7 protein-coding genes are annotated in these 15,629 nt (G+C 44.5%); all 7 read right to left on the bottom strand.

The window, feature by feature from the left end; all coding sequences use genetic code 11:
- Window positions 1–2,784: InlB B-repeat-containing protein (locus NBH14_RS25145; protein WP_250817833.1), on the bottom strand; the 2,784-nt coding region annotated here is incomplete at its 3' end.
- Window positions 2,785–3,139: 355 nt separating this feature from the next.
- Window positions 3,140–5,050, bottom strand: a complete 1,911-nt coding sequence (locus NBH14_RS25140) for a TonB-dependent receptor plug domain-containing protein (RefSeq protein WP_186961585.1) — start codon at window positions 5,048–5,050, stop codon at window positions 3,140–3,142.
- Window positions 5,051–5,143: 93 nt separating this feature from the next.
- The gene (gene nikR / locus NBH14_RS25135; protein ID WP_128134771.1) at window positions 5,144–5,545 is read right to left on the bottom strand and encodes a nickel-responsive transcriptional regulator NikR; all 402 of its coding nucleotides are present in this window, start codon (window positions 5,543–5,545) and stop codon (window positions 5,144–5,146) included.
- Between the two features lie 149 nt (window positions 5,546–5,694).
- Window positions 5,695–7,314 carry a SusD/RagB family nutrient-binding outer membrane lipoprotein gene (locus tag NBH14_RS25130; protein WP_186961565.1) on the bottom strand — a complete coding sequence of 540 codons (1,620 nt, stop codon included), beginning with the start codon at window positions 7,312–7,314 and terminating at the stop codon, window positions 5,695–5,697.
- A gap of 15 nt (window positions 7,315–7,329) precedes the next feature.
- On the bottom strand, window positions 7,330–10,653 hold the full coding sequence (locus NBH14_RS25125) for a SusC/RagA family TonB-linked outer membrane protein (RefSeq protein ID WP_186961566.1): 3,324 nt from the start codon (window positions 10,651–10,653) through the stop codon (window positions 7,330–7,332).
- Window positions 10,654–10,838: 185 nt separating this feature from the next.
- On the bottom strand, window positions 10,839–12,494 hold the full coding sequence (locus tag NBH14_RS25120; protein ID WP_186961567.1) for a SusD/RagB family nutrient-binding outer membrane lipoprotein: 1,656 nt from the start codon (window positions 12,492–12,494) through the stop codon (window positions 10,839–10,841).
- 25 nt (window positions 12,495–12,519) lie between these two features.
- Entirely contained in the window at window positions 12,520–15,624 is a 3,105-nt protein-coding gene (locus tag NBH14_RS25115) for a SusC/RagA family TonB-linked outer membrane protein (RefSeq protein WP_250817832.1), read from the bottom strand.
- Window positions 15,625–15,629: the final 5 nt, after the last annotated feature.

Genomic DNA, 15,629 nt, shown 5'->3' with positions numbered 1-15,629 from the left:
GATTGGATTCATGCCATAATAATGTTCCGCCGGAGTCACGGAGTATTCAACATCCCAACGTTCAAAAGTGATGTCTTCATGTCCGATCGGGCGGATTTGTACAAAGACAGGAGTTCCATAATTTACGGACGTTGTTGTCTGGTCGTCCACGTCACGGAAGTTAGATTGCTCGTGGGTGGCGGTCGATACCGACCATTGCAAAGCCGGTATTTTAGCTATCGGCTTTGCCTGGATGATCACGGTGTGGGTACAGGTGGCATTACGGTAGATATAAGTGGCAACCTCTACCCCATCCTTGTAGAGGATCAGTTTGCTTACATTATAATAATAGGTTCCTTCCAGCGTATGAGCTTCCCCTTTGTTGAAATCGTAGCGAAGTTTTTTTGCGATTGATTCTTCCATCGGATAGTGGTAGTCTGCCGGCGTTGCAGTATATTCGATGGACCAGCGGTCATAATCTATGTAGTCAAGTTCTATCGGTCTGATCTGGACGTAAACGGGAGTTCCAACCATCACAGAGGTGGTAGAGTTGTTCTCCACATCGTTGAATTCAAATATCTCCGGAGTTGTTTTAGAAACTGACCATTGCAGCTTCAGGGTAGAGTTGGGTTCCCACTGGGCGTACAGGTCGGTATTTTCTGTAATCGTGAAAGTCGCCCCGGGCTGGTATGCCGTACCTGTGCCGTCAGCATTCGTCGTCCATCTCAGGAAAATATGGTTCGGACGAATGGGCAAGGCGGTTGCCGGATAGGTGGCGACGGTTACTTTTCCCTCATCATATGAATGCTTATAGGTTTTGTCGGGCTCGAAATTTGAATGATAGGTTACTTCCAAGGCATTTTCTTTCCATATGGCTTTATACATCGCATTCTTCGTCACGGCGGCCGAGCTGACCCAATCTTTTTCTTCCGCATCATCCGTTACCCATTTAACGAACGTCTTACCTTCGGGATGCACCAATTTGTCCGGAGCTGTTGGAGGACTGGATACTTTACCTCCGTTATTGATAACCTTGTAATAATAGGAGGTCTTGCCATCTTCCAGGTTGTAATAATCAGCACCGGCGTAGGTATTGGCCTCCAGACCTGTCCAGTTTCCGCCATTGGCATTAAAACGTACCCAGAGAATTTCGACAGCGCCCGAATCCGAAAAGCCATCACTGGCCGTAATACGGGGATTGCCGTTCTGGTCTTTGCCCATCAGTTCACTCAAAGTAGAGTTATCGACAGTATCATCGGCAAGACCACTTGGCTGTATATCGGCCAGGCTCTTGTCATTCGGCAGGATCGGTATCGTTTTAATAACACCGTAAAAAGCATCGTTCGCAGTATCCCATCTCGGATCGCCAGCCTTTTTGTTGCCGTAGGCGATAGGTTTAGGATCGGCTATGCCAAAGATATCTTCCAGTTTTTTTTCGACAATATTTGTGCCTGTTTTGGAAGTCCATGAGGTAGATGTTATCGCCGGATATAAATCAATATAGTTGTTATTCAGCGTATAGGAATTCTGATTTCCGCTAATAATATTATTCTTTAAGGAGGCTTTAGCACTGCCGGCAAGTGAAATTCCACCACCAGCATTTCCCAAAGAAGCGGTTCCTTTCAAAGCATTATTCTTGATAACAGTGTTATTTTCGAATACAGCCGTCGCTTTGGTATCGACTTCAACTGCACCACCTCCGTCTGTACCATCTGCAACATACGTACCTTTTCGCTGTTCCCCTCTTGCCACATTACCATAAAATGTATTATTCTTCACCTGCGCATTCAGCAGGTATTGGCCGACAAGAGCAATCGCACCACCCTCATCGAAAGCGGTATTCTCTATAAACGTACTATTTGTTATTTCGACTGCCGGTTTGTTCGGGTAACTTCCTCCTCCATTATGTACATAAAAATAGAGAGCACCTCCATCGGCTGTGTTCCCCAGTTCGCCATAGGAGTCTACCTCATTTCCAACAAACTCACAATTATCTACTATAAACTTCTCAGGATAAGCATCTTTCAATGAGATGACACCACCACCAGCAGCGCCATCTTTTACTGCTGTATTATTCGTATTCTTGTAGAAGCGGCTATTCTTAAAGGAAATAAGATCGGCAATATTCACTGTTACATAAATAATCGCTGAGGCATTCGCCCAAGCACCTTTGGCATAATTATAAGCGAATGTACAGTTTTCCACTTCATAAGAAGTACTTCCCCGCGTATAAATAACTGCCCCACCATTAAACGAATTAGTTATACCTAAAGAGATAAACGATGATTCCTTGATCGTTACTTTCTTGGAAGACACATTTACACCGGCTCCCGGTGGTCTCATTTTAGAAAAAAGACAATTAATTATCTTTAATTCTCCAGGGAAACTACCGGTTACTCCTCCTCCAATATTCGAAGCATCCGGATTCCAGTCTTTTGGAAATTCTCCACCTACCAATTCCGAGTCTTTTACTAATCCGGTAAGAGTCAGGTTTTGAATAGTCAATGTTCCCTCTCCTGATCCGTTGGCTGTAAAATGCTGTTTGTCTAAAGCAGCTTTCAGGGTTTGATTTGCCCCGTCAATAGTGATCTTTGCAGACGAATTGATTGTCAAATCAATAGAAGAAGCCTGCGTGTTAAAGTCCTCCACAAAATCCGCAGTCAGCACAAACACACTATTCTCAACAGCAGTACTGACTTTCGTTTTTAACTCTGCTACCGTATTCACTTCAACCGACGTTTGGGCTATTGCAGGCAACGTCGCCCATAATAGCAACAGAAATAGAACATGTACGATCTTTTTCATAATACATTTACTCATAATTCTAATAAAATAAAGTTCAAAATATCTTCATCCCAAAATCAAAAGGGAATCATCTCCACTCTCTACCGACAGTTAAAAACCATTATCAAATCGAGGCAAATTTATAAATTAAGAACTGTATTGAGCATTAATTTTAATACATTAACTCAGCTTTGAAATACAATGGCAGCATGCTTTACATATCCGCCATTTATGTTTACAAAAAGAACGAAACAACCATGACAACAGGCTCAAAAATTCAATATATTTAACACATTTGCATAAAATCTCACTTATAAAAACAAAAGAGACTGCCCCTTTCGAAACAGTCTCTTCCAACAATGTATTTATTATAGACTTAGAACGTCACATCTATCCCTCCCATAAATACCGCTTTCGGCATCGGATAACCTTCGTTAATAGAATATCGGGTAGCCGTCAGATTTTCTCCTTTCACAAACAGTTTCAATCCTTTAGCCTGCGAACCGAAACGGTAAGAAGCACGGGCATTCAATACGGTATAATCTTCTTTCTTATTTTCTTCAGGCTTTTTTGATACATATGTATACAGGTCAAAAATAGACTGCACACTCAAATTAAAGGTAAAACGTCCTGGCATATACGTGGCACCAGCATAGAACTTATGTGCCGGAGCCGCCACAATTTCTTTATTCAGATACAGATAACTGTAATTCATATCCAAGTTCAGATTGTTTAGAATCTGATATCCCGCTTCAAACTCAATCCCTTTATTATAAAAACGTTCAATATTCGACAACTGCCCGTTCACCGCCGTAATCATATCTTTCCCTTCAATATAAAAAGCCGTTAGTTCAGCATGCAAACGATTGTCCAAAAAGTACTGCCCCACAGACAGTTCATAACTCAGCATGCTTTCCGGTTTCAAATCCGGATTCGCCTTTGAATAAGGGAGATAAGATATATACAACTCACGCAGTGTCGGACTTCTATATCCTTTCGAAAAAGAACCTTTGATCGTATTGCCCTCAAACGGACGAATCGCAAAACCGGCCTGTGGAACCCATTCGCCTCCATAAGCGCTACTATGTTCGTAACGTACGCCGGCATTCAGGCTCAAAATATCGAAAAGATCCTGCTGCATGATTGCATAACCGGCTACTTCATTGACCGATTTCTTAACAATTTCTCCGACCGGCCCGTTAATCGTGTCATTCCAGGCATGCCCTCCCCAATTCTTATAATCGACACCAGCGGTAAATGTATTTCCCTCCACTAAACGGAAAGACTGGTATAACTGAACACCGGTATTATGATCATCCGAATAAAACAGGAATGAGCGCGGGTCGGCATTAACGGCATGGCCGTCATTTATCTTATGGTGTCCCCAGTTATAGAAAACACGTAATGCTCCGCTAGACTTCTCATGATGGTTCTCCAAAGCGAAAGATGTTGTTCCACGAAGAATATGCATGACATGATCCAGCAACGGACTGGTAATCGCACCCGGATCTTCCGTATTATATTTAGCTAAGCTCAAATTTCCAGTTACTTTATATTGGTTATTGATCCGGTATCCCAAATTAGCAAAACCATTTGTAATATCAAATTTGGAATCAGGCCGGTGACCATCTGAACGGTCGTGGTTCACAGAAACGAAACTACTGAAATTTCCGATGTTATAGCCATTATTAATCATGTACTTCTGCGTATTGTACGAACCAAACATAACACGTGCCTGCGTACGACGACCTTCCTGCTTATGCTGGCGAGTGATAATGTTGACTACTCCCCCCATCGCATTTGAACCGTATAATAACGAACCCGGTCCACGGATCACCTCAACCCGTTCAATATCAGAAGCAACGTATGTATCAGGCAACGAATGTCCAAAAACGCCAGCCCATTGTGGCTGTCCGTCAAACAACATCAGCACTTTATTCCCTTGGCCTACTCCACGAATATTTACCGTACCGGCCGACCCGTTTGAAACACCAAATCCAGTAATCCCCTTTTCCGTTACAAACAATCCGGGAACACGCTCCGATAACACCGGTAACAAAGCAGATTCACTGCTAGCCTCTATCTGATCCCGGTCTATCACTGAAATAGTAAGGGGAACACTATTCCGGTTTACCTGTATCTTATTTGCAGAAATCACTACACCCTGCAAATTGATCAGACTATCTATTCCCGCCGGTTCACCCGTTTCGACCGGATCAACCGGCCCGGAGGCAAAGACTGCCGAACCCGCCAGCAATCCTGAAATAAGTAAAAATCCTTTCTTCATCATTTATTCTTGTATAACATTTGTCATCTGTTTCCTCACCCAAGGTAACACCTATTTTAATAATCGTGTTACCCAACCGGCAAAAAAATAGGCTTAATCCGCCCGGCTCATCACCAATTTACCATGTTTAATTCCCTTTATAGCAGTCAGTTTATCAGCCAATTCCGTCAAACGATGGGCCGTACCCATCACAGTTTCGATGTGCAGACAGAAATGCTGATTGATATAATACTGGGAAGACGAGAGTATCACGTCCTGATAGTCTTGCTCGATACCGACAATCTTGGAAGCTATCGCTTTCTTCTCCTGGTCGTACATTATTATAATAGTACCGGCAACGATATGGTTACACTGCCATTTCCTTTCGGCCACGTTCTTTTCTATCAGGAACCGGATGGCCTGCGAACGGTTGGCGAAGCCATTTTCGTCCACATACTTATCCAACGATTCCAACAGATTGTCTTCCAGAGAGACACCAAAACGTTTTATTGCCATATAGTGTTTCATTTATTTCGAGCGGTAAATATACTATTTATTACCGGTACAAAGGTAGTTTGGCAAAAAAGAAATAATGTAATATAAATTACAGATATTATTACCTAGATTACTGATTTAGCTTTATTCCCTATAAATAAAAGGTAGATTCAAAAATTCCTTCCCGTATCCCACCACAGCCGGGTACCACAATTGTCAGGACCTCCGAGGGCTTTGACAAGAGCATTATACTGTTCCGGGTTAGCGGTCTTAATGCCGACGAAGAAGTTAAAACGTCGGGGCCCCAAGGCGGTGTTGACTATCCCTTGGCTGTCGTTCACCAGGACAGGAAATAGGCGGGGATAACCTGTGCGACGCTGTTCAGCCCAGGCTTCACAGCCTTCGGGATAACAGGCAATCCATTTCTGGGTGATGATTTTTTCTAATTTCTCTTCAGATGAGGCTGTTTCATCCCAAGCCGGAGTGACCCGGCTCACAGGCTGCACATCAAAGGTGGCGTTGAAAGCATCTTTATACGCTACCGGTGTATGAAGATTCTGAAGGTACGGAACAACATCGCCCGCACTCCATTGTGCAAAAGAAGCCCGGATGCCATTCTCGTAGCACCACTGTACGTTCTCGGACGACCATTTTCGCAGGGCAGCTTCAGCTCTCAGAAACCAAACCTCTGCGGCTGTCATCAGCACAGCGTTGGTCGACTGGGCTATCGTAGTTTTTGAATGCCCACTGTAATTCTTATGATTGAACCCCGTTCCCTGACGAATGCCTTTATAGGTACCTTCCACCTGAAAGAGTTCAAGCCCCTTGCCACCAACAGCTCTGGAAAAATATCTCGGCAAGCGGGGGTCCTGATAACCCGTCAGATACGACTCCATGTTAGCATTCATGATAGCCTCTCCCCAAGCTATCTTAATCTCACCCAACGGATTATAATAACCGCTGCCGTTGGCTGACACAGCGATAATATCATCGTCCTCCTCCAGTAGTCCCCCTGGATCAGCCAAGGCTTTACAGGCTTCGGAAGCGGCCAGTTCCGGGTCGGCCATCGCGATGCGGACAGCCAGGCGGAGGCGGAGGGAGTTTGCAAAACGTATCCACTCAGCATAAGTACGTTTCCCCACAGGCATGAGGATATCAAACTTGGCAAAGTTCTCTACCTCCGGATGCCCAGCCATATATCTGCGGATCATTTCGATACCAGTGTCGAGATCTTTGAAAAAGGCGCGGTAAGCCTTCGGCTGGCTATCGGGCTTCGATCCGGTTTTCGATCCAAAATCTGTGTAAATAATGGGGCCATACAAATCCGAAACACGGTGCATGCTTTCTACTTTTAGGATGCATGCTATTCCAAAAAAGGATGCATACTTTTTTTCAGTCAGTTCCTGCGCCTTCAAAACTTCGGGCATGATGTAACCGTAGGTGTTCTCCCAAAATGTTCCATTCCAACCGTCCTGCATGTTGTAGATGGTGTTACCCCGTCCCTCGATAAAGGGATTGAAATCGTGGAAATAACCCGCGAACATATCTGCACCGAGGTTTTGCATCACCTGAAACGTCCAGTTCTTTCCCCCACCCCAGTCGTAGTTGAAATAAATTCCCTGCTGAACTACTTTCAGTGGGAGGCCGTATTTATTGAATTCCTGTTCTTTCAACCCGTCGGAAAATCCAGCTCCATCGGTATTATACGACTCGAAGTTGCCCGTGCAGGAGGTCATCTCCAATACACAGGACAACAAGACGAAAGCTATATATTTTGTGTACTTTTTCATCATCATCTGTCACCATTAGAAAATAAATTTAACATTAAATCCCAGGCTGCGGGTAGTCGGCATACCGAACACATCCACACCTTGGTTATCATTTTTCGTTGAAAGCACGGCATCAGGGTCAAACGGGGCCGACTTATGCAGGAAGAACAGGTTACGGCCTACAAACGAAAGCTGTACTTCGTGCAATATCTTCAACTTCTCCATCAGCTTCTTCGGGAAAGTGTAGCCCAGCGAAAGCTCGCGCAGTCGGATATTCGTCGCGTTATACATATAATATTCGGTGCAACCCGTACGACCGCTCACAATAATATAAAACTTCGACGGATCGAGGTGGGTACCTTCCAGATTAACATAACCCGCATTACGTGCCTCGCCCGACTCCCAACTGACACCTTTCTGATCCATGTCGGCCTGCGTTTGCGACAGCACATCGCCGCCAAAACGTCCGTCAATCAAAAAATAGAGATTAAAACCCTTGTAGGTAAGCGAGTTGCCCCATCCGAGCATAAAATCGGGATTACTGTTACCCACCTTTTCCGTGTTACCCGAACCGATCACGACGGGTATCTGGTCACCGTCCAGATCCTTCGTATAGACGATTCGGCCATTCTCGTCGCGCTTGAAAGCCTTTCCGTAGATGTCACCCATCGAACCGCCTTCGACCAAGCGCATGGAATAAGAGGACGAAAAACCCTCGTCGCCATAAATAAAGGTTTTCAGGTCAGGATGGAGCGCAATTACCTTGTTGCGATTGGTCGAAAAGTTAAGCAAGGTCTTCCATTGGAAATCGTTTGTCAACACCGGCGTGACACCCAAGCTGGCTTCAATGCCCTGATTCTGGATATTCCCCGCATTGACATAATAATATTTATAGGTCGCTCCGGCAGACGAAGGCAGGGTGAAGAGCTGATTCTTTGTGTTGGTTTTATAGTAGGTAAAATCGAAGTCAACCCGGTAATTGAAGAATTTCCATTCCGTACCCACCTCCCAAGAGGTGCTCATTTCGGGCTTCAACTCGTCGAAAGGTGCTCCGGTGTTTGTCTGAATAGCTCCGCCGGCCACGATCTGGTCGTTACTTCCGGCGATCGGGTTGCTAAGGAACAAAGGCAGGTCGTTACCCACCTTACTCCATGAACTCCGCAACTTGCCATAGTTGATCCATTTCGGCATCGCAAGCGAATTGTTGAGTATCCACGAAAGACCTACTGAAGGGTAGAAGAAACTTTTATAGCGAGTATAGGCTAAGGTCGACGACCAATCGTTGCGGGCGGTCAGGTCGACATACAGACTTTCCTTCCAGCCCAGCTGCGCGGTTGCGAAAACCGACTGGATGACGCGCTTTTCATTGATCTGTTGGTTAATGTAGGCAGCGGTCGACATGATAATATTGGCTACCGTGAAAAGGTTTGGATAATAGAGTGAAGCCGTTTTCGAGTCAAGCCTCAACGAATTGACAGTCCGACTGTTGATACTCCCCCCAAGGGCTCCTGTCAGGGTGATGTCGTCCCATTTCTTGTTTACCATCGCCATCACGTCACCATAATAGAGATTTTCCGTGTAATTGAGGTCGATGTAGCGGCCGTTCGCCCCCGCCAGAGCCGGAGCGGTGGAGGCATACATCTTCTGCTCGAATGTGTCATGCGCATAGTCGGCCGTGCCGCGGGCCTGCAAATTCAGCCAGTCTGTAATCTTCAAGGCAGCTGTAAGGGAAGCGATAACGCGGGTACGTTTATCGTCACTCTTAATACGGTTGGTGAGCCAGTATGGATTCTGTTCCATATCAAGCTCGCCATCGGTATACCAGTTTTGTTCCATCAGGTTGCGTTTTTCGTTGAAAGCCTCGAAATGGGTACGGTACTTGTTCATATTCTCCCCCCGCGGGAAACGGTAAAGACCGACCAGCGGGTTCATGTAATAGCCACCTGAGGCCGGACGATCCTTGATACTCTGCGTCATCAAATTAACGTTGGCATCAAGCTTGAGGTAATCGTCGAAGAAGCGAGCGGTTTCACGGAAATTGAGGTTATGCTTCTGCATCTTGTTATTTTCAACAATACCTTTGGCAGAGGTGTTGGCATAAGAAAAATAAGTTTGCATCTTCTCGTTACCGGTTGTAAACGACAGGGAATTAATTGCGGTCAGACCATTGCGAAAAAAGTCGTCCACATTGTTGTAATCGGACAGGTCGGCTTTCGTCCCCCAACTGGTCTTTGTTTCACGATCCATGCCGTAGTCGTTTTGAAATTTAGGCAAGCTCACCGCATGGTCGACCGTCAGGCTCGACGAAAAGGTAACGCGCTGCACATCTTCCTGTCCCTTCCGCGTGGTGATCAGGATCACGCCATTGGCAGCCTGCGAACCATATAAAGCAGCTGCCGATGCGCCTTTGAAAATACTTATACTCTCGATATCATCGGGGTTGAGATTGGAAATACCATCACCACCGTCACGGTTTCCGGCATCAGCCGTACCTCCGATGGCAGATACAGCCTGTTCGCTGCTGCTGTTCAGCATCGGGATACCGTCGATCACATACAAGGGCTGGTTATTTCCCGACACAGAACGATAGCCGCGGATGATGACCCTTGCCGAGCTTCCAAGCCCGAAAGAGGTGCGATTGATCTGCACACCGGCCGTTTTTCCGGCCAGCGTCTGAATGAAATTCAAGTCCTTCGCCCTCACCAGTTCGTCTCCTGCCACCAGTTGGGTTGCGTAAGGAAGAGAAGCCTCCTGCTTATGAAGCCCGAGGGCGGTGACAACTACTTCGCCCAACTGCTGGGAGTCTTCCACGAGTTGGATCTGAAGGGTTTTCTTTCCGTCATACTGGATTCTCTGCGGGAGATAGCCGATATACGATACCTGGAGGGTAGCCTTGGGCGGCAGGTAAAGCACGAAACAGCCGTCAGGATCGGTCACAGTACCCAGGCTCGTTCCTTTGATCAGGATATTGGCACCAATAATGGGCTCACCGTCTTTATCCTTTACGTTGCCTGTTACCCAGCGGGAGGCATTTTGCTGCATACGGATCACATCTTCGCGGTGGTTCAATATGATTTGTTTATTAACGACCGTGTAGGCAATATCGGTATCTTTAAATAGAAGATATAAGAGGTCGAACAGATTTTTTCCTTCCCTGTTTTCGCGGACAGGAACCGAAAGGTCGATCACCTGCGCGTCATATATAAAGGAATAAGGGGTTTGTTGTTCTATAATCTCCAATATCTGCGCCAGCGTTTTCCCGGAAACATCGGTTTTAAGCACAATCTGGTCATCCCGAACTACCTGTGCTTTGGCCCCGGCACACAAAAGCAACCCCAATATCAGGAGGTAAATTTTCATAGTAGCGTTATTTATCATGCTTTATAATCAGATCTTATTTCGGGTAAATGTACGCAATTATTACACAAATACAACTTCAGCTCATAAAAAAACTCGCCTGAAGGCCCCATCTTCACAGAAAGAGCACTCCAGGTGAGCTTAATATTAATTATGTTGAAATGATTTCAAAACATGTCCAACAGGATTTATTCGGCAGAAGTACAGTAGTTTGCGTTTTTATCCCACCATAGATTGGCTGCGACATTATCGTTGCCACCTAACATCTGAACACCCTTATTATATTCATCCTGATTCACCAACTTTTCTTTAACAGGATACTGGATACGTTTGATAAAGTTGCGTGAATCTTTAAAATCCTGTGAGTAGCTGGAGTAAATAATCGGATCACGATAGACTGCAACATCGAGACGCGGCAGGTTCAAACGACGTTTGTCATTCCAAGCCTCTTGCGACATATCCGGAGTAGCAGCGATATACTTCTGAGTGATAATTTTTTCCAAAGCCGTATTACCGGAACCGGTTTGATCATCATAATTTGCACTGGTACCAGCTAAGTTCTTTTCATTGGAAACCAGATATTCGTCGGCACCCAAAGCACCCCAAGTTGAGAAGGATGCCCGTACACCGGCTTCATATTCCGCTTTGGCATCTCCCCCTACAAATCCGCGGGCATAGGCTTCAGCTTTCAGGAAATGAACTTCTTCAGACAGGAACAGGTCATACGGTCGCGATTTGTAAGGAACCCCAGCCTGCCAGATATAACCTAACTCAGCATGTTGTTTGCTTTGATAAATACCAGTATTGGTTTCTTCCATTTTCATGCCATATACGATTCCGGTCCAATCGCCATTCTCTATTGCTGGCTGGAAAATAATAGGAGCGCGTGGGTCAGCCTTAGCAGGATGTACGTTCGACAAATGCTTGCCGCTGCTCTGATTTGTCAAATCTGTCGGAAACGCAATACCACCGATATTAGTAACCAGTTTTTCAAACGATTTCGACATATTAGCCGATGTTCCCCAAGTAATCTGGAACATCGTATAATTATAGTCACCTCCCCATGAACCGTCAGCCTTAACAGAAATACGAGCATTATCAAGCGAATTTTCAATTAAGCCTGCCGGATTAGCCAAAGCCGACGCCACTTCTTTCTTGCAAGTGGTTATATCGACTTCCGACAAACGCAAAGCCAGACGTAAATGCAACGAATTAGCAAACTTTTTCCAACGGTCTACATTTCCTTTGAAAATAACGTCCCAGGCGCTATCCGAAAATATCGGGCCGGCCGATTCGTTAAAAGTGTTTATAGCATCGTCCAATTCTGCAAAATATTCTGCATAAATAGCATCCAGATTCTTATAAGGAGGATTATTCTCGATTTCCTTATAAGCAGGGAAAGGCATGGGACCGAATTTGTCGGCTGCCTGGCTATGTACATAGACACGCCAGATTTTAGCTACAGCGATTGAATTGGCATATAAATCTTTATCCTTTTCGATAGAAGAACGAATCACTATATTTAAGGAAGCAATCTGCTTGAGATATTCATCCCAGATACGCGAATTCCATTCATCGTTCATAATGTAATTTTTCGTTCCCCATTTACCTCCGTCGATTGTCATTTGTGAATATAAGTCGATCTGCAATTGTTTGCTTCGTTCTTCTATATCACCATCCATGATAACCCCTCCGCGAAGCGTTGAGGCCAAACGAGGTTCGTTCATATTATAATCGACATCATCGGTCGGCTTATTCGGATTTTCGTTCAAACCGGTTAAATCGCAACCGGTAATTCCTACGCATACAAGAAATGATGCAGCTAATATCTTGATAATTTTCATAACAATTTCTCTTTAATATTAATAATTAGAATGCCACATTCAGATTAAGACCCAAGCTCCGCATCGTCGGCATCGAACCGTATTCAATACCCTGTGCATTTCCCGAAGTATAGGCTGCTTCCGGATCAAAACCTTTCGTATTACTGTGAATCATCCATAAGTTACGTGCAACGAAACTAAGTTTCAGATTCGTAAACGGTGTTTTCGACAACAAACTTTTCGGGAATGTATATCCGAGACTCAGTTCACGTAAACGAATATTCGTCGCATCATACATATAGGCTTCCGTTATTCCGGAAATGCCGCTCCAGTATTTCTGAGCATTGATATCAACCGTATTTACTGACTTATCTTCAAGTACACCCGGCACAACAATACCACCTTCACGTCCCGGTAGAGTCATATCCAACGTACCGTTACGGGTACCTGCTACAATTGAGCCCATATATACATCGCCGCCTTTTCTCATATCAATCATGAAACTGAAGGTGAAATTCTTGAAAGAGAATGTATTCGTCCAACCCATCATCCAATCGGGTTGATTATTACCCAGCAAGATCATATCGTTGGTTTTGATAGGTACACCATCTTTACCGATTACCATATTTCCGGCATCATCACGCAAATAGCCATAACCGTAAATATCACCATAAGAACCACCTTCGTGGGCTACGATTTTCATAAAGGTTACAGATGCGTCGCTCAAGATTTGTTCTTTCGTGTCGTCAGTAAGTGAAACCACTTTATTGTTATTCTTCGACCAGTTCAGTTGAGTATCCCATACAAATCCGCTCGGTGTGATCACCGGTGTGGCTGTTAAAGCGATTTCCACCCCTTTATTTTCGATGTTACCGGCATTGATCATCTTCTTCTTGAAACCTGTAGCAGAAGGAACATCGATCTTCAGAATCTGATCTTTTGAATTTTTCTTATAATATGCCAGATCCACTCCGATACGATTGTCGAGCGCTTTCAGCTCCAGACCGAGTTCCCATGAGTTGATCGTTTCATTTTTCAATTCGGGATTAGCCATCCATTCTTCATTGGTCGCACCGAAAATTCCCCCTTTGATATCATAATCGAGATTATAATAATCACGCAACATATAAGGATCCGTATCGTTACCGACTTGTGCCCAGGATGCACGTATCTTACCAAAAGTCAACGGGCCTGTACTACCACCCATCTTATTGATCATCTGTGTAAAGATCCAGCTTGCACCTACTGAAGGATAAAAATAGGAATCATTGTTTTTCGGAAGAGTAGACGACCAGTCATTTCGTGCCGTCAAGTCAAGATACAGATAATCATCCCACGACAAAGAAGCTGTTGCATAAAGGGAATTGATTTGCTTTCTTTCCTTAGTATATTCACCTTTATGTGTCTTACCATTGGCTATGGCATGAAATTCAGGAATAACAAATTCGCCTGAACTTTCCTTGTACCAGTTTCGTGAACGATACATAACATTACCACCCAACGTTCCGACAATACCAAAGCGATCCCAATTACCTTTAGCTGTCAATAAAAAGTCAGAGTTGACTTCAGTAAATTTCTCCATATTAGCAGTCATACTTCCGTTATTTTCCCAATACGGATTACCAGTGGCACGAATGTTCTCATATTCAATAGTATAATTATCCATACCGGAACGTAACTTCAGATTCAACCAGTCAGTGAATGTAAAATCAAGAGCTGCAAAACCAATCAAACGATCTTTTTTATCATGATTGGTATTCCGATAAGCCGACCAATACGGATTGTTAGCATTTGCTCCCGGGTCAATCAGGAAGCCAGCCGGTTTCCCATCTGCCCGCTTCCAATTATTATCCTTATAGGCGTCATAATCAGAGAAAGCGATACTTCGGGGGGTATTCAGATAATTCAGGAAAATATTATCGGGGTCACCAGCCAACTTGATTCTGTTGTCAGTATGTTGATTCACATAATTAACCTTCACATCAGCCGATAACCATTTAGCCAATTTAGCTGTTGAACGAAGATTGATTGACGTACGGTCCATCCCACTATTTGGCACAACCCCTTTATTATCGAGGCGCGTTACGCCGGCACGGAAAGTTATGTCTTCAGAACTCTTACTGATATCCAAACTATTTGTCCAACTGGAACCTGTTTGTAAAAAATCGCTATACAAATCGTTATCGCGGGCAGCATAAGGTAGATTCCCCATTGCCATATCTTTCATGGAACCGTCCATAACAGCACCCCAGCTATCCGTTTTGTTATTATCGAACTTTCCGTCGACACCCTGTCCATATATATTTTGAAATTTTGGTGTTTGCATCGGGTTTTCAGCTGTAAAGTTGAGGTTATAATTAATACCTACTCCTCTTGATTTAGTCCCTTTTTTGGTAGTGATCATTACGACACCGTTACCTGCGCGGCTCCCGTACAAAGCTGCTGCAGCCGGCCCTTTCAACACAGACATACTTTCGATATCGTCGGGTGAAATATCAGAAATACCTGAACCTTTATCCAAATTTCCATTTCCCCAATAATCGTCGGTACCACCGCTAAAGTTATCAATAGGCACGCCATCAACTACAACCAATGGCTGGTTATTACCTGAAAGAGAGTTGTTTCCACGGATCACGATACGGGAAGAACCACCCACACCGGTACCATTTTGTTTAATCTGCAAACCAGCTACTTTACCTGCCAGGGCGTTAGCCACGTTTGCATCACGAGTCTGAGTCAGCGATTCCCCTTTCAGTTCCTGCATGGAATATCCCAACGCTTTCTTTTCACGCTTGATACCTAAAGCAGTAACCACAACCTCGTCTATTTTCTGTGTGTCTTCACTTAACTGTACATCAATTTTAGTTTGGCCATTGATAGCAACTGTAACCGTCGCGTATCCAATATAACTGAACTGTAGTTCTTTTCCACCATCCACGTCTAATGTATAGTTTCCATCCACATCAGTGATTGTACCATTAGTTGTACCGGGTACCAAAACACTTACGCCCGGAAGTCCGAAACCATCATTTGCATCCGTCACTACGCCGGAAACCTGCTGAGCACTCAGGTAGCTACATGCCACCAAGGCGATGAAAATACCCAGTAATTTTCTTAATCCTGAGCAATTCTTAAATAAAGAGTATTTCATATCAT

The sequence above is a fragment of the Parabacteroides caecihominis genome (assembly GCF_023656785.1).
Lineage (GTDB): Bacteria > Bacteroidota > Bacteroidia > Bacteroidales > Tannerellaceae > Parabacteroides > Parabacteroides segnis.
Note: the sequence above shows the minus strand (reverse complement) of the source record. Positions and strands in the feature narration are given on the sequence as shown.